At 38.5% G+C, this 22,564-nt stretch carries 24 protein-coding genes; 7 read left to right on the top strand and 17 right to left on the bottom strand.

Annotation, left to right across the window (positions count from 1 at the left end; genetic code table 11):
* Window positions 1-4: 4 nt before the first annotated feature.
* From PL_RS00970 to rraA, 10 genes are all read right to left on the bottom strand, one after another.
* Complete coding sequence (locus PL_RS00970) at window positions 5-1,897, bottom strand: efflux RND transporter permease subunit (protein WP_041877480.1); 1,893 nt, start codon at window positions 1,895-1,897, stop codon at window positions 5-7.
* Window positions 1,894-3,168, bottom strand: coding sequence for an efflux RND transporter permease subunit (locus tag PL_RS00965; protein ID WP_041877483.1), 1,275 nt, complete (start codon window positions 3,166-3,168; stop codon window positions 1,894-1,896). The genes PL_RS00970 and PL_RS00965 overlap by 4 nt, the downstream gene beginning before the upstream one ends.
* 47 nt (window positions 3,169-3,215) lie before the next feature.
* Entirely contained in the window at window positions 3,216-3,467 is a 252-nt protein-coding gene (locus PL_RS00960) for a heavy metal-binding domain-containing protein (RefSeq protein ID WP_041877485.1), read from the bottom strand.
* Between the two features lie 280 nt (window positions 3,468-3,747).
* Window positions 3,748-4,143: an HYC_CC_PP family protein gene (locus tag PL_RS00955; RefSeq protein WP_041877487.1), complete on the bottom strand. Its 396-nt coding sequence runs from the start codon at window positions 4,141-4,143 to the stop codon at window positions 3,748-3,750.
* 112 nt (window positions 4,144-4,255) lie between these two features.
* Window positions 4,256-4,780 (bottom strand): helix-turn-helix domain-containing protein, encoded by a 525-nt coding sequence (locus PL_RS00950; RefSeq protein ID WP_235324394.1) that lies wholly within the window; start codon window positions 4,778-4,780, stop codon window positions 4,256-4,258.
* A 54-nt stretch (window positions 4,781-4,834) separates the two neighbouring features.
* Window positions 4,835-5,329, bottom strand: coding sequence for an SRPBCC family protein (locus PL_RS00945; RefSeq protein WP_041877490.1), 495 nt, complete (start codon window positions 5,327-5,329; stop codon window positions 4,835-4,837).
* A 139-nt stretch (window positions 5,330-5,468) separates the two neighbouring features.
* A complete protein-coding gene (locus tag PL_RS00940; RefSeq protein WP_041877492.1) occupies window positions 5,469-6,146 on the bottom strand; it encodes an ATP-dependent Clp protease proteolytic subunit in 678 nt (225 codons plus the stop codon).
* Between the two features lie 89 nt (window positions 6,147-6,235).
* Window positions 6,236-6,505: a hypothetical protein gene (locus PL_RS00935; protein ID WP_041877494.1), complete on the bottom strand. Its 270-nt coding sequence runs from the start codon at window positions 6,503-6,505 to the stop codon at window positions 6,236-6,238.
* Window positions 6,486-7,049, bottom strand: a complete 564-nt coding sequence (locus PL_RS00930; protein WP_041877497.1) for an RNA polymerase sigma factor — start codon at window positions 7,047-7,049, stop codon at window positions 6,486-6,488. Before PL_RS00930 ends, PL_RS00935 begins: the two co-directional genes overlap by 20 nt.
* A 94-nt stretch (window positions 7,050-7,143) precedes the next feature.
* Window positions 7,144-7,629, bottom strand: a complete 486-nt coding sequence (rraA, locus tag PL_RS00925; protein WP_348620777.1) for a ribonuclease E activity regulator RraA — start codon at window positions 7,627-7,629, stop codon at window positions 7,144-7,146.
* 187 nt (window positions 7,630-7,816) lie between these two features.
* On the opposite strand from rraA, the gene PL_RS00920 reads away from it, so the two are divergent.
* A complete protein-coding gene (locus PL_RS00920) occupies window positions 7,817-8,230 on the top strand; it encodes a GNAT family N-acetyltransferase (protein WP_235324397.1) in 414 nt (137 codons plus the stop codon).
* Window positions 8,231-8,307: 77 nt separating this feature from the next.
* On the opposite strand, the gene PL_RS00915 is transcribed toward PL_RS00920, so the two are convergent.
* Together PL_RS00915 and PL_RS00910 are read right to left on the bottom strand one after the other, a co-directional pair.
* Window positions 8,308-8,982: a hypothetical protein gene (locus tag PL_RS00915; protein WP_041877500.1), complete on the bottom strand. Its 675-nt coding sequence runs from the start codon at window positions 8,980-8,982 to the stop codon at window positions 8,308-8,310.
* Window positions 8,966-9,811: a metallophosphoesterase family protein gene (locus PL_RS00910; RefSeq protein WP_041877501.1), complete on the bottom strand. Its 846-nt coding sequence runs from the start codon at window positions 9,809-9,811 to the stop codon at window positions 8,966-8,968. The genes PL_RS00915 and PL_RS00910 overlap by 17 nt, the downstream gene beginning before the upstream one ends.
* 169 nt (window positions 9,812-9,980) lie before the next feature.
* Between PL_RS00910 and PL_RS00905 the strand changes: the two genes are divergently transcribed.
* From PL_RS00905 to PL_RS00885, 5 genes are all read left to right on the top strand, one after another.
* Complete coding sequence (locus tag PL_RS00905) at window positions 9,981-10,790, top strand: response regulator transcription factor (RefSeq protein ID WP_041877503.1); 810 nt, start codon at window positions 9,981-9,983, stop codon at window positions 10,788-10,790.
* 69 nt (window positions 10,791-10,859) lie between these two features.
* Complete coding sequence (locus tag PL_RS00900) at window positions 10,860-11,240, top strand: VOC family protein (protein ID WP_041877504.1); 381 nt, start codon at window positions 10,860-10,862, stop codon at window positions 11,238-11,240.
* 113 nt (window positions 11,241-11,353) lie between these two features.
* A complete protein-coding gene (locus tag PL_RS00895) occupies window positions 11,354-12,193 on the top strand; it encodes a GNAT family N-acetyltransferase (RefSeq protein WP_041877505.1) in 840 nt (279 codons plus the stop codon).
* 43 nt (window positions 12,194-12,236) lie between these two features.
* On the top strand, window positions 12,237-13,397 hold the full coding sequence (locus tag PL_RS00890; RefSeq protein ID WP_041877506.1) for a helix-turn-helix domain-containing protein: 1,161 nt from the start codon (window positions 12,237-12,239) through the stop codon (window positions 13,395-13,397).
* A gap of 123 nt (window positions 13,398-13,520) precedes the next feature.
* Window positions 13,521-15,899, top strand: a complete 2,379-nt coding sequence (locus PL_RS00885) for a TonB-dependent receptor domain-containing protein (protein ID WP_041877508.1) — start codon at window positions 13,521-13,523, stop codon at window positions 15,897-15,899.
* Between the two features lie 80 nt (window positions 15,900-15,979).
* Here PL_RS00885 and PL_RS00880 read toward each other — a convergent pair whose 3' ends face one another.
* Genes PL_RS00880 through PL_RS00860 form a run of 5 tightly spaced genes read right to left on the bottom strand, consistent with a single transcriptional unit; the run spans window position 15,980 to window position 21,414 of the window.
* The gene (locus tag PL_RS00880) at window positions 15,980-16,747 is read right to left on the bottom strand and encodes an SDR family NAD(P)-dependent oxidoreductase (protein WP_041877509.1); all 768 of its coding nucleotides are present in this window, start codon (window positions 16,745-16,747) and stop codon (window positions 15,980-15,982) included.
* A gap of 38 nt (window positions 16,748-16,785) precedes the next feature.
* Entirely contained in the window at window positions 16,786-17,193 is a 408-nt protein-coding gene (locus PL_RS00875; protein WP_082035772.1) for an L-rhamnose mutarotase, read from the bottom strand.
* Window position 17,194: 1 nt separating this feature from the next.
* On the bottom strand, window positions 17,195-18,838 hold the full coding sequence (locus PL_RS00870) for a sodium:solute symporter (RefSeq protein ID WP_348620771.1): 1,644 nt from the start codon (window positions 18,836-18,838) through the stop codon (window positions 17,195-17,197).
* A gap of 18 nt (window positions 18,839-18,856) precedes the next feature.
* Entirely contained in the window at window positions 18,857-20,086 is a 1,230-nt protein-coding gene (locus PL_RS00865) for an enolase C-terminal domain-like protein (RefSeq protein ID WP_041877510.1), read from the bottom strand.
* A gap of 17 nt (window positions 20,087-20,103) precedes the next feature.
* Complete coding sequence (locus PL_RS00860; protein ID WP_348620769.1) at window positions 20,104-21,414, bottom strand: alpha-L-fucosidase; 1,311 nt, start codon at window positions 21,412-21,414, stop codon at window positions 20,104-20,106.
* A gap of 522 nt (window positions 21,415-21,936) precedes the next feature.
* Between PL_RS00860 and PL_RS00855 the strand changes: the two genes are divergently transcribed.
* Complete coding sequence (locus PL_RS00855; RefSeq protein ID WP_348620766.1) at window positions 21,937-22,458, top strand: helix-turn-helix domain-containing protein; 522 nt, start codon at window positions 21,937-21,939, stop codon at window positions 22,456-22,458.
* Window positions 22,459-22,564: the final 106 nt, after the last annotated feature.

The raw sequence follows: 22,564 nt of genomic DNA, 5'->3' as shown, positions 1-22,564 counted from the left end.
ATCATTATTCTTTTACGTCCAGCACTTCCAGTTTGCCGTATTTTTTTAACTCATACTCTTTTACCATCAGAAAGATCAGTGGAGTAACCAGTAAAATATGAGTGGAAGAAGTTAATACACCACCAATCATGGGCAGCACAATCGGTTGCATCACATCACTGCCGGTACCGGTTGACCAAAGGACCGGAACCAGGCCAAACAAAGCCACACTCACTGTCATTAGTTTTGGTCTCAGCCTTTTAATCGCACCATTCATGACATAAATGCGCAGGTCTTCTCTGGTTATAGTTTCATTGGAGTTACCTTTTAATTCTACCAGTTGTGCCATTGCATCATTCAGATAAATGACCATGACGATTCCTGTTTCTACTGCAATTCCAAATAAAGCCACAAAACCTACTGCTACAGCCACTGAAAGATGTACACCAAAGAAATAAACCATATATGCCCCGCCTATTAAGGCGAAAGGGATAGAGATCAGACTAAAAAAAGCCTCCCTGACAGAATGAAAAGCAAAATACAGACAGCCAAAGATAATCAGCAACACAATTGGCAGAATAAGCTTCAATGTGCGCTCTGCACGAATCAGATTTTCATATTGTCCGCTCCATTCTATAAAATAACCTTTAGGCAGGGTATTAATCATACCGTTAAGCTTGTCTTGTGCTTCTTTAACAGTGCTACCTAAATCACGCTCACGAACATTAAAAAGTACTGTTCCTCTTAAAAGTGCATTTTCAGACTGGATCATTGCCGGACCATCACTAATTTTTATATCAGCAACAGAGGACAATGGAATTGGTCCGTTAGCAGGTGTCTGTACTAATGTCCGCTTAATCTGATCCAGATTATTGCGATAATCCTGGGCTAAACGAAGGTTAACGCTAAACCTTCTTCTACCTTCAATTGTAGGCGTAATGTTCATTCCTCCCAGGGCACTTTCCACCACCTGATTCACATCGTCTATACTTAGTCCGTAACGGCCAGTTGCATCTTTATTCACCTGTATATCCAGATATTTACCGCCGGTAATTGGATCAACATAAAGATCTTTCACTCCATTGATCCCCTGCAGTGCCTGTTTCATCCTGCTGGATAAAGCATAGATCGTATCCAGGTTTTGCCCGTAAACTTTTAAACCGACATCGGTTCTGATCCCGGTAGATAACATATTGATCCTGTTGATAATGGGTTGTGTCCAGCCATTTACCACTCCTGGTATCTGAAGCTTGGCATTCAGTTCATTAATAATGTCTTCTTTTTTAATTCCTTTACGCCACTCATTTTTAGGTTTCAATAAGATAATTGTTTCAACCATGGAAATCGGCGAATTATCTGTTGCTGTATTTGCTCTGCCAGCTTTACCCAATACATTTTTCACTTCAGGAACACTTTTAATGATTCTGTCCTGCACCTGCAGAAGCTGCTTGGCTTGTGCATTGGAAACATCAGGTAAAGTAACTGGCATAAAAAGGATTGTTCCTTCATCCAGTGGAGGCATAAACTCGCTGCCCAGGCTTAATAACAGAGGAACACTGATAATTAAAGCCAGAAGGTTAATCCCTATAGTCGTTTTACGCCAATGAATACACCAGTTCAAGATTGGTCTGTAAATACGCTCCATAAAGCGGTTCAGCGGATTATGATCATCCGTTCTTAGTTTCCCCTTTAAAAAAAAGGAAATCAGCACCGGAGCCAGAGTAACAGCAAGAATGGCATCTATTGCCAGTATGAATGATTTTGTCCAGGCTAGCGGACCAAATAACTTACCTTCCTGCCCTTCCAGTAAAAATACTGGCAGGAAAGAGGCCACAATGATGAGCGTAGAAAAAAACACGCCTCTGCCTACCTGCTTACAGGAGGCTTCTATAATTTTAATTCTCTCTATGGTAGTCATGATTTTTCTTTTTCTTGTGCAATTGCCAGATTGCGATGTGAATTTTCGACCATTACAATCCCATTATCGACAATAACCCCTATGGCAAGAGCAACTCCTGTTAAAGACATAATATTGGATGATATCCCAAAAGCATTAAGCAGAATAAAGCTCGCAGCGATGGTAATTGGAATCTGAATAATGATACTGAGTGCACTTCTCCAGCTAAATAAAAACAGGATTACAATGGTGGATACAGTGATCATTTCCTCAATCAGTGTATGTTTAACGGAGCCAATTGCACTTTCGATCAGTTCGCTGCGATCATAAGCAATTTTGAATTTCACTCCTGAAGGAAGCCCTTTTTGAATGTCGGTCATTTTATCCTTTACGGCATTAATTACCTTATCTGCATTTTCACCATAGCGCATCACCACTATTCCGCCTACAGCTTCATCTTCACCATTCTGATCAAAAATACCCAGACGCAGATCTCCTCCCATTTGTACTGTAGCGACATCCTTAATTCTGACTGATACAGTGTTTATTGTACCAATAGAAATATTTTCCACATCCTGAAGACTTTTGATATATCCCAGGCCGCGAACGATATATCCCGTTCCGTTCATTTCAAACTTACGGCCACCCACATCATTATTGTTACTTTTAACGGCTTTAAGCACCTGACTTAATGGAATATTATAATAGTTAAGTTTATGGGGATCAATATTGATCTGATACTGTTTTTCAAAACCGCCAAATGAAGCGACCTCACTTACACCGGGAACTGTCTGCAAACCAAGTTTTACATACCAGTCCTGCAGCGCACGCTGCTCACCCAGATCAATTCCCTTAGCATCCAGCGTGTACCACAGGATATGACCGACACCTGTTCCGTCCGGACCAAGTGTTGGTGTGATACCTTCTGGCAGTAACCGTTGTGCATAATTCAGTCGTTCCATGACACGGCTTCTTGCCCAGTATATATCTGCTTTTTCATCAAAAACGATGTAAATGAAACTCATACCAAACATAGAAGTCGCTCTTATGGCTTTTACTTTAGGAATTCCCTGTAAATTACTGACCAATGAATAAGTGACCTGATCTTCCATGATCTGTGGACTTCTCCCCTCCCATTCCGTAAAAACAATAACCTGATTTTCAGAAAGATCAGGAATAGCATCAATAGGATTTTCCCTTACGGCATAGCTGCCCCAGGCAAAGAGGATAAGTGCTGCAATCAATACGATATACCTGTTCTTTAGAGACAGGGAAATTAATTTATTAATCATCTCTTAATACAATTAAGCGGAGCAGATAAACTGCTCCGCAGTAAAATTTACATCTTCATTTTTCCCATTGCAGGTTTGCTTTTAGCTTTCGTTTTTTTCACCAGTGTCATACCACATTTTGGACATTTGCCTGGCTTGTTACTGATTACTTCGGGATGCATTGTACAGGTGTATTGAACAGGCATCTTCATTTTTTTCATCTTAGTGGTATCAGAACCTGGTTTTGTCTGACCAGATACTGAGAATGCAGTAAATCCCGACAGGACTAATGCAAAGACAATTGACATTGCTTTTTTCATCGTTTTAATTTGAAATGATTAATTATTGTATTAAGAATTAAGACTTATAATTCCATATCAGGGGCTTGCCTTCGCCTTACTTATAATAATGGCTTACGCCAATATTTGATATAAGCATATGGTAACCCAAATGATTGAAAATTTTAATTTTTCACCTTTTGAATTTAATGTGTAAACAGAAATTAAGAGTAAACCATGAAGCCTATTATGAAAAAAATAAGCAGATAATAACAATCAGGACACTAAGAAATAGTGCCTGTTATGCTTTGAGGAAGCATGATCAGATTCTATAGATGCAGTTAAAGATATAAATAGGAACGCCATGATTTAATGGCGGAGCATTAGTCGGATTGTTTATCACAATACGCTGGACATCCGTAAGGACCGGGCCCTGATAGAAAGTATTAAAGGTTATTAAGTGGAGATCGGTAAAATACTTTGCCGGACTACTAACCTCATCGGATACAGTATGACTATCCTTTACCTTTAAATTATGGAATTGATTTTTACAACATCCATCCTTTTCATTGCCTTTGCTGCATTGCTCATTTACAGCTTGTTTAAGAGTAAGTGAAACAGATTTCAACTGTCCGCAGCAATAAAACTGTTTTACACTAAAACCAAAACTGGCAGTAGTATATATCATTAACAGCAATATGGACAGTATTCTTTTCATTTCCGGAGTAAAAGTATTGAAATTTCATTTAACATTTCTTACACAATTAATAGAGAAATTTATATAATTACGTTGAACTGGCTATAATTATTTGCCGTATATCCATTTGAGCTTATACCTCTGAAGTGGTCATCCCAAATCTCTGTTTAAAAGCAAAATAGAAATGTGACAGATTTTCAAAGCCCAGATCCAGATAAAAATCTGCAGGTTTTTGTTTCTTGTGTTTGATCATATAATAGGCTTCATCAAGACGCTTTTCACGTAACCACTGTTTTGGGGTAGTACCAAATGTTTTGGCAAAATCCCGTTTAAACCCCGAAAGGCTACGTCCTGTGAGTCTGCCAAAAGTCTCTACCGAAACATTGAACATATAGTTTTGATTCATAAATTCTTCCAGATCTACTTTATAAGGTTCAGAAAAATCAAATAACAGGTATTTGATAAAACTGCGCCCCGTTAATCCATACAAGATTGACAGGGTAGCCATTGTTAGACCTGTATAGGTTAAAATATAGTCTTCTATAAAATAAGATTTCGAGTATTCTACCGGAAAAATAATAAACACGCTGAGCAAACAAATTACAATCCCTGTCAGGAGAATAATTTTTCTGGGTTTACTGTACTTACTCATTTCCATAAATTCCATTTTCACTAAACCCTGCCATTAACATTTACTAATCTGCGATGACCCTTAATTATTGATCATTAACTGTAACTGTTCGTCCTTATTTCTTAAATCCAGACCTCCTTCATAAACAGATTTTAAATTAACCAGATAAAAAGACCACCCTGAAGCGCAGCCTAACCGGATGAACTGTTTAGAATTATCATCTGTCGGAATATTTTGCTGAGTCAGTTCAACTACAGTATAATCTCCCTTCATAGTGAGCTTTACATCTACTACACATTCACCTTCAAACGTGAACTGAAAAAAGTCCTTTCCATTCGCATCGGTGATCTTGCCAGGCATTATATCTTCATAGATATACCATTTCCATTCGTAGCTATATCCTGTTGCTGCTGGTGCCTGTTTACTGATCAAATTGTTATTCTGATCAAGAAACTTCACCTCGGCCAGGAACCATTTTTCCAGCTCCTCAGCTTTAGTCCATGCAGCATAAATTGTAGCTGGTGGCGCTTTAACAGCTATCTTTTTTTTAAAACCGGTCCAGTCAAAATTTTTCATTATTCAGCTTTATAATCAACGTATAATCATAAAGCTATTCATTATAATTTATTATTATGTATTGATTATAAGATATTTCGATGGTTATTTAATCTGAAAATGATACTGACCAGCTCCGGTTTTACAGCTATAATAAATCTCAGCCCAAAACCTCGTCAATCATTCCAAACTCTTTGGCTTCCACTGCAGTCATCCAATAATCACGGCCTGCTGCTTCATTTATTCTATCATAACTCTGTCCGCTATGCTCAGCTATTACATGATATAATTCATCCTGAATTTTCAATATTTCTCTAATGCTGATATCCATATCGGCTGCTGTCCCCTGCGTCCCTCCAGATGCCTGATGGATCATCACTCTGGAATGTTTCAGTGCTGAACGTTTACCAGCGGCCCCCGCGCAAAGCAACACTGAACTCATAGATAAAGCAACTCCAGTACAGATTGTAGCAACATCTGGTGAGATATATTGCATAGTGTCATAAATACCAAATCCGGAATAAACCGCACCTCCCGGAGAATTGACATACAGCTGGATGTCTTTATGGGCATCTACAGACTGTAAAAAAAGAAGTTGTGCCTGTATAATATTAGCACTCCTGTCATCGACCGGTTCGCCGAGAAAAATAATTCTGTCCATCATTAAACGGGAGAATACATCCATCTGTGCGACATTCAATTGTCTTTCTTCAATGATGTAGGGAGCCATTGCCACCGGGCCTGCAGCAGCTGATATGCGGGATGTATAATGATCTACAGATGAGCTGCTAATCCGATGGTGTTTTATTGCATAATTACGAAATTCATTGTTTTTCATATCCTTTATGATTAGTTAAATTTAAGACATAGGTTCCCCTGCCCTCTGATAAAGAAGGAGAATTATGCTTGTTAGCTTAAAATGATTGGTTATTTATTGAAAAGATTCATGATCTTTTTCCTAAAAGAAAAATGCCCGGGAGCCGTAAACAGCTTTTCATGTACCTGCTCTATTTCTTTTCTTAATTGCTGCCTTCCATATCTTTCAATCAGATCATATGTTCTTTGCTGCCAAAAAACACTTTCTTTCAGATCTGGCTGCAACACAGCCCTTGCTTCAAATAATATCTTATCTTCTGCTGTGGTATCAGATAAAAGAAAATCTTCAATCAGGTGCAGTTCATTCCATGATGTCTTCATACTTCAGTGATTTTTCTTTTACTGTTTCTTTTATTTTTTCAAGACACTTAAACTTCTGAACAGTTGCTGATCTCGGGCCTGAAAATCCGAACCGGTCAGCCAGGGTTTCCATGTTTAGTTTTTCATAATAAAAAGCACTCAGCAGCTCCATACATTTCTGACCTGCAGTCTGCAATAAGTGCAGCAATCTGGATGAGGAGACTTCTTCATACACAGAATCAACTAATCCCAGATCCTCATCAGACCTGTTACATAACTGATCAAGAGAGATCTCCCTACTGGTTAAGTTGTATCGTTTATTCCAAAGGTATTTTGCAATACCAAAAAGGTAGGCCTTTTCACTATACCTTAAGGTTATTCCTGTATGTCTTACTTTTTCATAATAAATGATCAGGGCATCCTGAAAAACATCCTTAGCCTCATCAAATGAACCACCCATTTTGCTGATATGGTTTGCTACCAAAGGAAAGGCATCCTGGTACAGAGACATCAGCAAAGCCTCCTGAGCCGGGTGTATTTCCTCTTTACTAACTTTTGTTTCCATAACTACTATGCTTTTATAGTATGTGCCTGTTCAACTCCAAATATCACCTAAGTCCGCTATTTTTTTGGAGATTTCAATCCGTTATTTGCTAATTTCAAATAATCAGGCTATACTGAGAAACAATGATCCCATCTTCATCGCCGTAAACAAATTGATTTGGTATAAAGTCAATATTGGCAAAATTCACAATGACATTAACATCTCCTTCAATTTTTTTTCCACTTTTAAGCGGGACTACATCTAAAGCTTTAATTCCTATGGATAACCTGGAAACAGCCACACTATCCCGGATACAGCCAAAAATAATGATACCACTCCAATTATTCTGAATAGCCAGTTCAGCTATATTATCTCCCATTAATGCACATCTTTTTGAGCCACCACCATCAACAACCAGAACCTTGCCTGTTCCATCTTTTTCCAGTGTTTGTCTGACAAGTGGGTTAGCTTCAAAACACTTTACCGTTACAATCTGTCCATGAAAAGCTTTGACTGCGCCAAAATCTTTAAGTCCGATTGGTAATGCGACATTAATACGATCACTAAATTTATCACAAAGGTCTGTAGTTCCGGTTTCCATAGTTAATTATTCTTTATTCGAAATATCATGTATTTCTTATCTGCTTAACAATTTACCTATATTTTTATTAAAAACAACCCTGATCAGTACCAGTAAAAAGCATAGGCATTTAATCACAATTATGATGATCTGGACTAGCATACTTTTCTAAACTGGCACTTAAGACTATCCCTTCAAAAATCCACCTTTGAAAGAAAATTCTATGCATATCACTTATAAATCAGACCTGAATCCGTCAGTTGATCAGGTTATTGAATTGTTAAACAGTTCCGGACTGAAAAGACCTACCGGAGACAGAGACAGGATCGCTCAAATGTATGCTCACGCTAACCTGATCATCAGCGCCTGGGATGCTGATCAGCTAATTGGTATAGCAAGATCTCTGACAGATTTCTCCTTCTGCTGCTATCTTTCAGATCTTGCAGTTAGTAAAAAATATCAGCAGGCAGGAATCGGAAAAGAGCTTGTAAAACTGACCAAAGAAAAAATTGGACCAAAGACCATGCTGCTGTTACTTTCAGTACCCACAGCAATGGAGTATTACCCTAAAATTGGAATGGATAAAGTAGAAAATGCATTTATTATTAACCGTACAGAATGATCAGCTTATATGGATTAACAAGCTTTTAATAACCGGTAAAGTGATTCTTTTAACCCAATAGCTCAAAGTACTTCACGCTAATAGTAAAAAAACTTTTTAGCATCTGGTACTTTGAGTTCTGTTTTTCCTGCTGTGAAGCCATCCATTTTCGGGATGCTCTTAAATGGATACTTAAAACTCCAGAATCTGTTTTCAGGAATCTTCTTTCCCTCATCACAGTCTCCATAATTTTCTGCAATATTGACCATTCCGGTAGAAAAATTAATATCATATTTAAAATCAAAATCACAGGTATCGTAATCATTATAAGTGGAACCAATTAAAAACCAATCCTTATTTTGAAAGCGGAAAATGTTCTGATAAGTACTATAGTGTCTGGAATTATGATTAAAAGTCTGTTTGACCAACAGTGTATTATTTTTTATACTCATTGACAGATCAACACCTTTATCTATACAAAAGCCACAGTCTTTGCTTTTCCAGAGTACAGAGGTATTCTTTTTCCAGAGCCGGGTTTCTCCATTGACGGTTTTGCAGATGTATAATGTTCTGAAAAATCCGGCATCATCCTCTTTCTTATCCGTATTATAAGCATATACCAGCTCATCAACTCCGTCTTTGTCCAGATCACCTCTGGCCTCGAGAACCTTCACATAGCCAGCGGGAACAACAAAACGGGTTAAGTTTTGAGCTGAGCTTCCAAAGGTCAAAAAAGTTAACAACAGGCCTGTAATATTAAAACGAAGTTTCATTAAGCATTGGATTTTTACTTGCATTAACCTGATAAGTAGTGATTTTATTGGTTTCATCGACTTCTACAATCCGGTATCCCCGATAAGTTGTACCCCAGTTTCCACCAAAATGAGCGTCAAAGAAATGTGGTAATTTATTGGTATAAAACACGGCATCAAGACTATGGTCATGGCCATGAAATACAGCTTTAACATTGGGATAACTATGCAACAAATTAATGGTTTCCGGGCTGTCTGCAAAAGGACTTTCCGGCACCCAGTGATATGGCGGAATATGCAGGATCACAAAAACCGTTGTAAGATCCTTAAACTTATCCAGCTCTCTTTTCATGAAAACGCTGTCCGGCGCAATATAAGTCCCTTTGGTATTGGAGGTATTGGCCAATATAAAACCAATACCATTATGCTCAAAAGAGAAGTTATCTTCATAACCAAATACAGACTTCCAGATGGCCGTATCTGCATGATCATGATTTCCCGGAATAGCATAAAAAGGAACCTTTAGCCGATCATAATATTCCTTTTTCACCTCCTGCAGTAATTCCGGCCGGTCATGAACCAGGTCACCATTGATAATCACAAAGTTAAGCGGATTTATCTGATGTGTTTCATTAAGCCACTGCACTATATTTTCATGGTCTTTTTTATAAGGAGTGCCTGGCTGCCCATAATGTCCGTCAGAGGCAATCGCAAAACGTAATTTCAGCTTGCCGGTCTGATTATTCAATGCTGCATGTTCAACCGGAACGAGTGCAGAAACAGCTCCGGGTATACCTGCCAGTGCCAATCCCGTTAAACTACTTTTAATAAAAAACCTTCTTGATGACATAAGTAATTTTGTTTATCGCTACAATATATGATTTATGAATTTGCTAAAAAACATTCTGGGAGAGTTTATCCTAAACAATTTTATCCTGATTAACCCGGGGAAAATGATCAGCTAAAATTAATTGGGTAATTACGCGATTATCTGTAACTTCTCCTTTAATAACCAGGCAATGAAATATTTTACCATAAACCCTCCGGAAAAATTAGCAGCATATGTAAGATTTTTCTGGGTTTTAGAAGGCGACGCCACACTAGAAAGCCCCTATATCCATCGCTCGATGGCAGATGGCTGTGCCGAACTACTTTTTCATTATCAGGGCATTTTTGATGAACTGATCCCTGAAAAACCAGAGGAGAAAGCTTTCGCCTCCGGGCTGGCAGGTCAATCACTACTGATCAGACGTTTTGTAATCCGGAGCAACTTTGGAATATTTGGTGCTTACCTCTACCCTTTTGCAATCTCTCAGCTTTTTTCAATTCCAGGTTCGGAGTTAAAAAATCAGATGATCGACCTGAAAACATTACTTGGAAACCAGGCTCATGAGTTAGAAGAAAAGATGATGCTTGCTGCAGATCATAGCCAGAGAGTAGAAATTATCTCAGGATTTCTTGAAAAAAGATTAGCAGTAGCCAAACAGCAACCTCCGGGGATTTTTCAGACTATCAGATATATGATTCAAACGAGTGAAATTATCAATATAGAACAGCTTGCTGCTCATAATTTTCTATCGACCCGGCAGTTTGAAAGAAATTTCAAACAGCAGGCCGGATTCAGCCCTAAATTATTTTCCAGAATAGTCCGTTTTCAGCATGCACTGGCATTATATAACCATAATAACAAGTCACTGGCAGAAATTGCCTATACCTGCGGATATTACGATCAGTCTCATTTCATTCAGGACTTTAAACAGTTCTCAGGTCATAAACCAAAAGAATACTTCTTTAATCAGGCTGAAGGTACTGCCTGGAGAACGGTCTGAAGATGTCGGATTTTTCCTATTTCATTAATGCCTGCCTTGCTAAATTAGCATAGTTAAATAAATAAGAAAATGAATATACCACAAGAACATCAGACCGTTATGCCTTATTTAATGCTGAAAAATGCTTCAGCATTTATTGATTTCACAAAAACAGTCTTTAATGCACAACCCATTGAAAGTATGCAGAAGCCAAGAGCCGATGGTTCTGGTTTAATGCATGCTGAAATTATGATCGGAACAAGCACTATTATGTTTTGTGACGCCTCCGAAGATTGGCAGCCACAAACAGCAAATCTGTTTGTATACGTTGAAAGTGCAGACGAAACTTATAAAAAAGCTTTGGATGCAGGGGCAGAATCATTAATGGGACTATCTGATCAGAATTATGGCAGAACCTGCGGTATTAAAGATCAGTTTGGGAATGTTTGGTGGATTACCTCCATTCTTTAGATAAATAAGCCTTCAAAGAGGTTTATTTATTCCGGATTTTTCTGCAAAAGCCAATCGGTCTAAGCAATTCAGCACAAAAAATTGCATATTAGGCCGATTTAGCTTTTAAAGAAATGAAGATAACAACCTTAGAAAACGTAGATACCGGATCATTGGCAGAAACTTTTAACTTATCATTTTCAGATTATCTGGTCCCCTTCAAAATCACAAAAGAACAATTAGAAAGAAAGATCAAAACCGAAAGCATTGATCTCCGGTTTTCTGCCGGAGCATTTGAGGACGATCGCTTAATCGGATTCATCTTACATGGCATAGATCATATTCATGGAAATAAAGTCGCTTACAATGCAGGCACGGGCGTAATTCCAGATGAAAGAGGAAATAAAATCACTTCAAAACTCATGGAGTATATTATCCCTAAACTAAAAGAACAAAATGTAACCAAACTCAAACTTGAAGTAATAACCGGTAATCAGGTAGCTATCAACACCTACGAAAGAGCCGGTTTTAAAATTACCAGGGATTACAATTGTTATAAAGGTCAGCTTAAAACGCACAGCGGATCAAGGTTTGAGATACGGCCGCTGCTATCTGATGACTGGCAATTATTCAGTTCTTTTTGGGATGGAGAACCAGCCTGGCAAAACTCAGTTACCGCTATGAAAAATGCGAAAGAGCTGCATATTGCCATTGGAATTTTCTCTGCGGATCAGCTAATCGGCTATTTAATTTACAATCCTGATAACCATAGAATTCATCAGTTTGCCGTAGCTCCTGCCTACAGAAGACAAGGAGCAGCAAAACAACTATTTGAATACATCTCTTCAGGAGAAAAGAAAGAATTCTCCGTGATCAATATTGATAAAAACCTGCATAGAATCCATGCATTTTTATTGACTGTCGGATATGAGCTAACGATTAAACAATATGAGATGGAGCTGAATATAAGCTGAGCAATCTAAAAATTATCCTAATTTAGCAGATATCATTCTCTTAATGGATCAGTATATTTTAACGGGTATTATAAGCTTCCTCTCTGTTTTTATTTCTTTTCTGTTCGCCCTGTTTTTACTCACTGTAAAAACCGAACATAAACTAAATAACAGACTGCTGGCTTGTTTTATCATTTTTAATGGGATTGATATCAGCGGTTTCTTTAGCTACTACTTTCTGCAGCATGAGCCGGTTTTAGAAATGTTCAGAGGACAAACCTCACTGTTAATCATTCCCTTTTTCTATTTATATGTCTTATCAGTCTGTTATGCCGATTTCAGCTTAAAGCCAAAACATCTGCTGCATATAAGCCCTTTTCTGCTGGCTAACCTGATTATAACACCACGTTTTTATCTGGCAGATTCAACGGCGCGGTTCCTTTTCCTGGACAATTACAATCAAATGCCTGAGGCCATTTTCCTCCAGATCTTTATCCTGTTTCAGCTGACCTTCTATATCACTGCGATTTTTCTTGTGCTGAGAAAATATAAAAAGATATACCTGGAAAACTATACAAATCCAGCATCTGTTACTTATCAGTGGTTATTTCAATTCACCTGTCTGTTAGCTGCGCAGTATTTCATTGCTGCCCTTAAAAACCTGTTAAAATATACAGATTATACGCATATAGCAGGCTGGGTATATCCTTTAGTCGGACTTACTGCACTGTCAGTTTTATGCTGGTTTGTTTTAAAAGCGCTGCATCATCCTGATCTTTTCAGAGGGATAGATTCCAAATTAAAATTAGTCAGTGACTTTATACCTGATTCCCCTGCAGATATGCCCACAGCAGATCAGCCAGCTTCAAACTTACCTGATCAGGATAAAATTACGGCGCTGAGAAAATTTATGGAGCAGGAAGAACCTTATCTTGAGCCCTCCTTAACGATTCAGGATCTTGCCGGTCAGATGAAAATTCAGGTACGTGATTTATCCATACTGATTAACCATCAGCTTAATCAGCATTTTTTCGATTTTATCAATGAGTATCGCATTCAAAAAGCCATGGCAATTTTAAGAGATCCCCGGAAAAACGAATTAAATATCCAGGAGGTGCTGTATGCAGTAGGTTTTAATTCAAAATCCACATTCAACTTCGCCTTTAAAAAGTATACGAAACAGACCCCAACACAGTACAGAAACAGCTCATTACAAACAAGATAACAAAAGTCGTACGTCTTCAAAAAAAAGTCGGACTATTTTCTTTCCAGAAAAATAGTCCGACTTTTTTTGTCGGTCGTGCAAGCCGGTTTTCTGAGGCAGATTTGTAGTCATAAAGCAAATCATATGAAAACAATCATCTTATACGCCCTGCTGATATTACCATTATGGGCAAGTTCTCAGGTACAGTTAAAGGGAAATGTAAAAGGTAACAACGAACCGGTAATCTGGGCAAATATCATCCTCTCAAGCCCCGAAGGCAAAGTAGTAGCTGGTACACTGACTAAAGAAGACGGCTCTTTTGACTTAAAAATCAAAAGTGGTTCCTATAAAATAAAGATCAGTTATCTCGGCTTTACAGCACAGGAAAAAGACCTGGTTATCGTAAAAGATACCGACCTGGGTATGATTACTATGCAACCAAAAGACGGCGACCTGCAGGAGATTAAAATTGTGGCGAAGAAAAAACTGATCGAGTATAAAACAGACCGCCTGATTTATAATGTAGCCAGTAGTATTGCTGCATCAGGTGGTAATGCGGTAGGTGCCCTGAGCACTGCTCCTGGTGTAATGATCCAGAGCAAAAACATCAGCATCCTGGGTAAGGGCTCATCACGTGTGATGATAGACGGACGCCTGATTGAACTAACCGGTGATGATCTGATCAATTACCTGAATGCTATAGCAGCCACTGATATTGCAAGTATAGAAGTTATCACGAACCCACCTGCAAAGTACGAAGCTGGCGGAGATGGCGGACTCATTAATATCGTCCTGAAAAAAGGGATCAGGGATTCCTGGAAAAACACAGCAACAATGACTTATGATCAGAGTACTTATAGTTTTTTCACCCTGAGAGATAACTTTTTGTATAACAAAGACAAAATCAAACTCTCCATGAACATTGGCGGGAAACTGGGTAAGCTGAAAGAGACAGAAAGCTTAAATACTTATTATCCACAAGGATTGTGGGCCCTGAACCGTACAGGAAAACAAAAACAGAATAACCTGTCCGGCGGTCTGGCATTTGATTATGATCTTTCCGGCAGTACAACTATTGGTGTGCAGTACAGTGGCAATCAAAACAATCCGGACACCAAAGATCTGACCACTATAAAAATCGGAAACACCAGTAATCAGCTGGACTCTCTGCTCATTAATGATGGATATAATAAACTGACCAACTCCAGCCAGACTTACAATGCGCATATCATAACCAGACTCGATACCACAGGAAAAAAGCTTTCTGCTGATCTCGACTATTTCAATTATAACTCCAAAATTGATAACAACTTTATCACCAGAACATTTTTGCCTGATATGAAGTATTTAAACACGAACCAGGCAGCAAAAAACCAATCTATGCAGGACATTAATAACTACAGTATCAAACTAGATATGGAACATCCTTTAAAATTCATGAACCTGTCTTATGGAACCAAACTAAGTTTTATCAATAGCAAAGCTGATATAGCTTATTATAATACGATTACCGGCGATCCGGTTTTAGACAAGACCCGTTCCAATCACTTTGAATACCAGGAAAACAACCAGGCTGTATATGTAAACGGAAATAAAAATATAACAGCTAAACTAAGTCTGCAATTAGGTCTTAGACTGGAAAATATACAGACCAGCGGATATTCTGCTACTGCAAACCAAAAAACACAGAATAACTATCTGAAATTATTCCCTACCATTTATCTCTCTTATAAAGAAAATGAAAATAACAGCTTTCTGTTTAATTATGGACGCAGGGTTAACAGACCGGTTTTCAGAGACCTGAATCCATTCCGTTCTTTTCTGAACAGTAAGAGTTATTCAGAAGGGAACCCTTTCCTCCAGCCTTCTTATAGTGATAACTTTGACTTTACCTATGTATATAAAGAAAACTGGAGAACCAATTTATTCTTTAATATTACTACAGATGGTTTTGGTATAGTATTCAATTCAGATCCGCAGACAAACGTGCAGACTATAACCAGACAAAACTACTTTAAGGAATACTATTACGGTATAGGACAAAGTTATACACTTAACCTTGTTTCCTGGTGGCAAAGCCAGAATCTGGCTTACCTGCTGGGTTCAAAAAGTGTGTTTAACAAACTGGTGAATGCAACCCCAAAAAATAGTGCCCAGTTATATTTAACCACAAATAACACCTTTTCTTTAAGTAAAGAAACAAAATTACAGGCCGATTATTTTTTCAGCTCTTCTGTTAAAAGAGGGCTCTATGAAACAGGGCAGCTGTCAGGATTAAATATAGGTATCAAACAAAGCATACTTCAAAATAAGCTGCAGCTTGCTGCATTGGTTAACGATGTCTTTAACACTGCCTACCTGAAAAACTATACCTCTGTTGTCAATGGAATAACCCAGGTATATGGTCAGAATAACAGCAGCAGATTTTTCAGATTCTCGCTGACCTACAGTTTTGGAAATGATAAAATCAATGTCAGACAACGCAGTTTTGGAAATGATGAAGAAAGAAAAAGAACTGATTAACACTCCTTCATTTAAGGAAGAGACTTCCGGAGTTTTGGCCCTCAACGGACTTTAAACTCCGGAAGTCCGGCCTTTCCTATTTAAGTCCGCCTATAACCTAATTCAGCACCTCCACTAACCGGTAAAGTACTTCCGGTAATAAACCTGGCCATATCTGAAAGAAGAAATACACAAGCATCAGCAATTACATCACCATCAGGACAATCACCCAGCGGATGTATATCATTAAGATAAGCTGTAGTAAATTCAGGCTCTGGTTGTTCTTTAACCCACTCGCGTAGCATGGGCGTCCAGGCACCGGCAGGCAGAACAGCATTGACCCTTATTTTATAAGGCGCATAATCTAGTGCCATTGATTTGGTAAGGGCATTTAAGGCTCCTTTTGTAGCGGTATAGGCAGCATGCCTTTCCTGCCCGATTGAACCAACCAGGCTACTGGTATTCAAAATACTGCCCCTTGTGTTTTTTAGCGCTTCAAAACCAAAACGCGTGGTATATAGAACAGCTCTCAGGTTAACATCCATCAGATTCTGCCATTCCTCATCTGTAGTTTCATGCAGGGGTTTAGAAGGAATGGCAATTCCTGCATTGTTATGTATAGCATCAATTCTGCCATATTTTCCAATCGTTAAGCCGATAGCATTCTTCACATCTGCAGCCTTTGACACATCACATAATACACCAAGATGATCAGGACCTAAAAATGTCATAGCCTGCTTAACGGAATCCTCAGAATTGGCAGCAATTATAACAGTCGCTCCTGCATTTGCATAGGCCTTTGCACATTCAAAGCCAATCCCTGTTGATCCTCCGGTAAGAAAAATGATTTTACCTGCTAATAGCTCCATATAATTTATCCTGTTAGAAATCTTTAAAATTCAATTTGTTAGTTTGTGTGAAACACCTCTTCCATCGGGCTCCATATTTTGTCAGAACCGGTTATAGGCTGCTGGCAGGGATCCGTCTCTTTCCACCAGCGTTGGGTATCCGGATCACGGGACATTTTTTTCATGTCTTCCTCAAAATTATTACCTGTATATTCAAAGTAGCTGAAGAGGTAATAAGCGCTGTCTATTTTTTTGAAGTAAATGGAATAATTACGAATGTTACATTCTTTTATTTTTTTCAGAACAGCTGGCCAGACATAGGCATGTAGTTTTTTGTAGTATGCTATTTTTTCGGGTTTTAATCCTGTTACCGAGCCAAATCTTTTTGGCTCTGCCGGCTTAATGGGCTCCTTGCATCCCGTAAAAGAACAATAAGCAAGAAAAAAAGCAATAATAATTCTTTTCATTTTATCTAAAAATATAATATAGTACAGCCACGGTTAACAGAAGTAAGCCTGATAATAGTTTATAATTCCCTATACCTTTCCAGGCCACTCCCTGTAAAGGCTCCCAAGGTGATTTCCAATAAAGTTTAGCACTTTCTTCAGTATGCTGAACCGGGTACCTGTAAGAAAAAAAGATCTGGATTACGACACAGATACAAAACAGGTAAAATGCCATCATCATAAATGGAGTATGGCCAATAAATGTTTCGGGGTATAACTTATTTATAGCAAATGCAATAACACCCAGGATAGAACCTATCCATAGCGTTAACTTAGCAGATTGGGCAGATGCGCCTTTCCAGAATACACCCAGCAAAAAAACACAGGTTATTGGCGGAGCAATATGTGCAATAATATCATTAATACCACTAAATATACTTTCATACCGGTCAAGCAGTGGTAGCAATGCCAGTGAGAATATAAGCGCAATACCCGCTGAAACCTTCCCTGCCCAAATTAATTGTTTATCCGAAGCTTCAGGGCGATAACGCTGGTACATATCATAACTCACCATAGTTGAAATAGAATTTAACGCCCCGGAAACCTGGCTCATTAAACCTGATAAAAGTGCAGCTACCAAAACACCGACTAAACCTGATGGAAGGAGCTGTGTAATCATTAATGTATAAATACCCTTTGACTGTACCTGCCCTTTTTCATCCAACCCAAGGCTGCTTATATCCAAATGCCCTGATTGTGCTAAAGTGTATGCAAATAAACCCGGCAATACAAAAAGAAAAACCGGCAGAATCTTGATAAAACCACAAAACAATGGACCTATCCGGGCGTGATTCTCATCTTTAGCACCAAGCACCCGCTGAACAATAGTCTGATCTGCACACCAATACCAGATCCCCAGAATAGGATAACCTAAAAACACGGCATACCAGGGCATTCCACTACTATCGCCATGTGGGCGCAGCATCGAAAGCTTATCCATCTCTCCTTTATCCCTCAGTACTGTAATCATCGGTTCCCATCCGCCCATTTTGTTAAAGGCAGCATAGCTGATTATTATTGCCCCGCTAAGTAAAACCACCGTCTGGATAGATTCGGTTACTACCACAGCCTTTAAACCACCAATAATCGTATAAACAGCCGTGATCAGGCAAATTACAATTACACTTACATACATGTTAAGGCCGAACAAAGTTTTCAGTACAATACCCCCGGCAAGCATGGAGAATGCAATGTGAATAATGATTGCTGAGACAACCGAAATTACCGCCAGCCAATCGCGGCTTGCCTTATCATAGCGCTTTTCCAGAAAATCAGGCAAAGTAGCTACACCAGATTTAATATAGAAAGGAACAAAAAATAATGATAACAGAATAAGTGTAAAAGCAGCCATCCATTCAAAATTACCGTTTAACAGGCCGCTGCTAAATCCGCTTTGTGCTAAACTTACCAAATGAACAGTAGAGATATTCGTGGCAAATAGTGCAAGACCAATAGCAGGCCATTTTAAACTTTTGCCGGCAAGAAAATAAGTTCCGGCAGCATTTGATTTACTTCTTCTGCGATGACGGATTCCGGCCCATAAACCAATAACCAGAATGCCCAAAATATAGAATGCACTAATACTTAAGTCTATTGTTTTTAACATTTCCTGTGTTTTTACAGATTAACTTAATGATTTCAAATCACTGCTGCTGCCTGGCTCCAGTGGTGTTTTATAAAAGCCTCCCTCTACGATTACCGGATGTACGAAGTGTTTTTGCAAATGAGGAATATGTTCCAGAAACAAAGCTTCGTGTCCCATAGAGATATGATTGAATAACACTAAATGCTGATGCAGCTGTCCCATATCACCCACATGAGGCACCACAGGTATTCCATATTTCCGGGAAAGCAGGCTTATGGTAATAAATTCACTTACCCCACCGACCCGAACAGCATCAGCCTGGATAAAACCAGCAGATTGGGTTTGCAGATAATTTTTAAAAACAATCCGGTTTGGCACATGCTCACCCAGCGCAAGTTTAGTCGGAGCAATGGCATCGGCCAGTATTTTATGCGCAAGCACATCATCAGGATGGGTGGGCTCTTCAATCCAATAAGGATTCATTCCTTGCAATTCTCTGCATATTTTTAAAGCCTGGGGTAATGTCCATTGCTGATTTGCATCAAGCATGACTTTTATATTGTCTCCGGCCACTTCGCGTACAATATGTGAACGGCGAATATCTCTTTGAGGATCTGAGCTTCCGACTTTTAGCTTCATGGCTGTAAATCCTTCTGCAACTGCCTTTTTGCAATTTTCGCGAACCTTTTCATCGCTATAATTAAACCAGCCAATGGAAGTGTCGTATCCGGGATAGCCTTTTACTGTGACCTTTGTACGAATTTCTTTATCAGCAGCATTATCTTTGAATAACTGTATGGCCTGTTCTGCTGTAAGCTCATCTTCCAGATAAGATAAATCCAGTGTGTTCACAATTTCTTCAGGTGATAAATCAATTAGCAATTTCCAAAGTGGTACTCCTCTTTTTTTTGCCCAGAGATCATAACAGGCATTGGTAACCGAAGCAAGAGCAAGATGGACTATTCCCTTGTGCGGTCCCAGCCAGCGAAATTGTTGTTCATTAGATAACTGATTAAATACGGCCCCAAAATCCGACATTAACTCTTCAATGTCCCTTCCCTTAAGTTGCGAAGCATAGAATTGTGCCGCTTTACATACCAGGTCGTTACCCTCGCCCAGTGTAAATGCAAATCCAGTCCCTGTTAATCCGCTGTCATCAATAAGATTAGTTACCGCATAAGAATAAATAGGGTCGCGATGAATGGCATCACTTCCAGCTCCGTTGGGTAATGGAAATCTGGCATCATTTACATGAATTTTTTTGATCATTTTGATTAAAGCTGGTTTTAAGAAATAACTGGAATACTTTCAGCGTTTGTATTAAGTTCTAACACAATAACAGAGTCATTTTGGTCAGGAAGCTGCGCTGGTAACTGAAGTGTTATTACGCCGGCAGCCTGCTGATAATTTATAGCTCCGCCGTTCAATAAAAATGCTTTTCTTACCAGTACCGCATGTAGAGCCGGTAAGATAAGCTCATTGGATTTTTTATCAAAAACATGAATATACAGTTTGTTTCCTTTGCGGGTAGCAGCATATATTTCATTCGGTTTAAATGGACCACCTTTGGTTTTATAAATACTTTCGCCATAAAGTTTAAGCCAATTGCCCATTTCCTTAAGTCTTGTTGCCTGGCGTTTTTCAATTCTTCCATCTGGCATTGGACCAACATTAAACAATAAATTTCCATTTCCTCCCGCAGTTTTAGCAAGGGTTTGAATACACTCCTTCAATGATTTCAACGAATCATTAGGTTTCCAGGCCCACTGATTACAAATTGTCATACAGGTTTCCCAGGGGTCGTTCATATTGAGTGCCCCTATCTTTTGTTCAGGTGTGGCATAATCGCCTAAAATCTCAGGTCCCAGTTTTGTGTGCTCACTATTTGCACCTATCCTGTTGTTAATAATCACCTTAGGATCGAGCTTTTTAATATAGGTATAGATATCTATGCCATATTCATTTTTCCAGGGACTTTCCCAGTTCCCATCAAACCAAAGCATATAGGGATGATAGTTATTTACAAGTTCCTGAATTTCACTTTTCATCGTAAGGACAAATTTTTTCATATCTGCCTTAGCATCAATATTTTTCTGACCAGGTTTATGAAAAGGATAATTTGGATCATGCCAGTCAAGAACAGTAAAATAAATACAAAACCTGATGTCATATTTCTTACAGGCTGCTGCCAGTAAACCGACTACATCCACTTTGTAAGGAGAATTCATAATGTTATAATCAGAGACCGCGCTTGGCCATAACAAAAAACCATCATGATGTTTTGCTGTAATAGTCAGGTATTTCATTCCTGCATCTTTAGCAGTTTTTACCCACTCATCCGCATTAAACAAAACAGGGTTGAATTCTTTGTATAAATTGTCATAATCATCAGCCGGAACATTTATACCACGACTCCAACCGATTTCTGTACCCCGTAAGGTTACAGGTCCCCAGTGAATGAACATTCCAAATCGCTGATCCATAAAATTATCCAGGACTGCTTTCGGTGTTTTAATTGCGGGATCAATAAGATTGGTTTGTGCTTTTAGCTGACAAGAAAAGAATAGAAAAATAATCAGGTAGGAAAAAGATCTCATGTTCATACTTTATAAATTTGGTTCGAACCAAAAATATCAGGTTATACAACCGCATACAATGAATTATGCACTTATCTTAATGGATTATTCAACTGCATCATTAATTTAGTATCTTATTAGCAGCTCATCACCATAAAAATAAGGATATGATTAAAACCAGGATAAGAGATGGATTTGAAGGTCAAAAACTGATTAGTTTGCCCAATATAATCTGCAAAAAAATCAGAACCTCCAATACAGTCTTAAATCAAATCTTTATTACACATATTGGATATTTCCCAAAAGCCAGTTTCCATTTTAGAGAAAGAAAAAACGGATGTGAAGACAATATCTTTATTTACTGTTTACACGGAAAAGGCTGGTATATAATAGATAAAAAAAAAGTATGAGGTTACACCGGGGCAATTTTTCCAAATACCGGCCACAGATCAATATATTCAGTACGGAGCAGATCAGGAATTGCCCTGGACAATTTTCTGGATTCATTTTAGTGGTAATGATATAGATAACTTTAACCGGGTTTTGAATATTTCTGTAAATGATGGGCCCAGGGATATTCCTTATAATGAGAAAGGACTTCAGATTTGGGAAGAAATGTATGCTTGCCTGGAAATGGGCTATAGTAAAGGCAATCTGAATAATGCCAATATGTGTTTGTACCACTTTCTGGCTACTTTTCAATACGTAGAGAAACATTTTTCAATTGCAGAAGATAAAGATAATATGATTAGAGAAACCATCGTTTTTATGAAAGAAAAGATCGGATGCAAGTTTAAAGTAGAAGATTTTTCTGTTCGTTATAAACTTTCGGTCTCGCATTTTTCAAGTATGTTTCATCGCTCTACCGGAACCTCACCAATGGAATATTTTATCCAGCTTAAAATCCAGAAAACCTGCCAGTTACTTTATACAAAAAGCATCACCATTAAAGAAATTGCATTTAGTTTGGGTTATGATGATCCTTATTATTTTTCCCGTCTGTTTAAGAAGATGATGGGCATCTCGCCAGAGCAATACAGACAGACCAGAAATCTTAGGTCTTAAGCGCCATCATTCCGGTTTCAAACACCAAAGATCAGTGTCTTCAGGGTTTATAAACTACAGGTTTATAACTACTGTATGATAATAAGTTTTGCCTGTTTTTGCTTTT

The sequence above is a fragment of the Pedobacter lusitanus genome, assembly GCF_040026395.1.
GTDB lineage: Bacteria > Bacteroidota > Bacteroidia > Sphingobacteriales > Sphingobacteriaceae > Pedobacter > Pedobacter lusitanus.
This window is presented reverse-complemented; position numbering and strand designations above follow the sequence as displayed.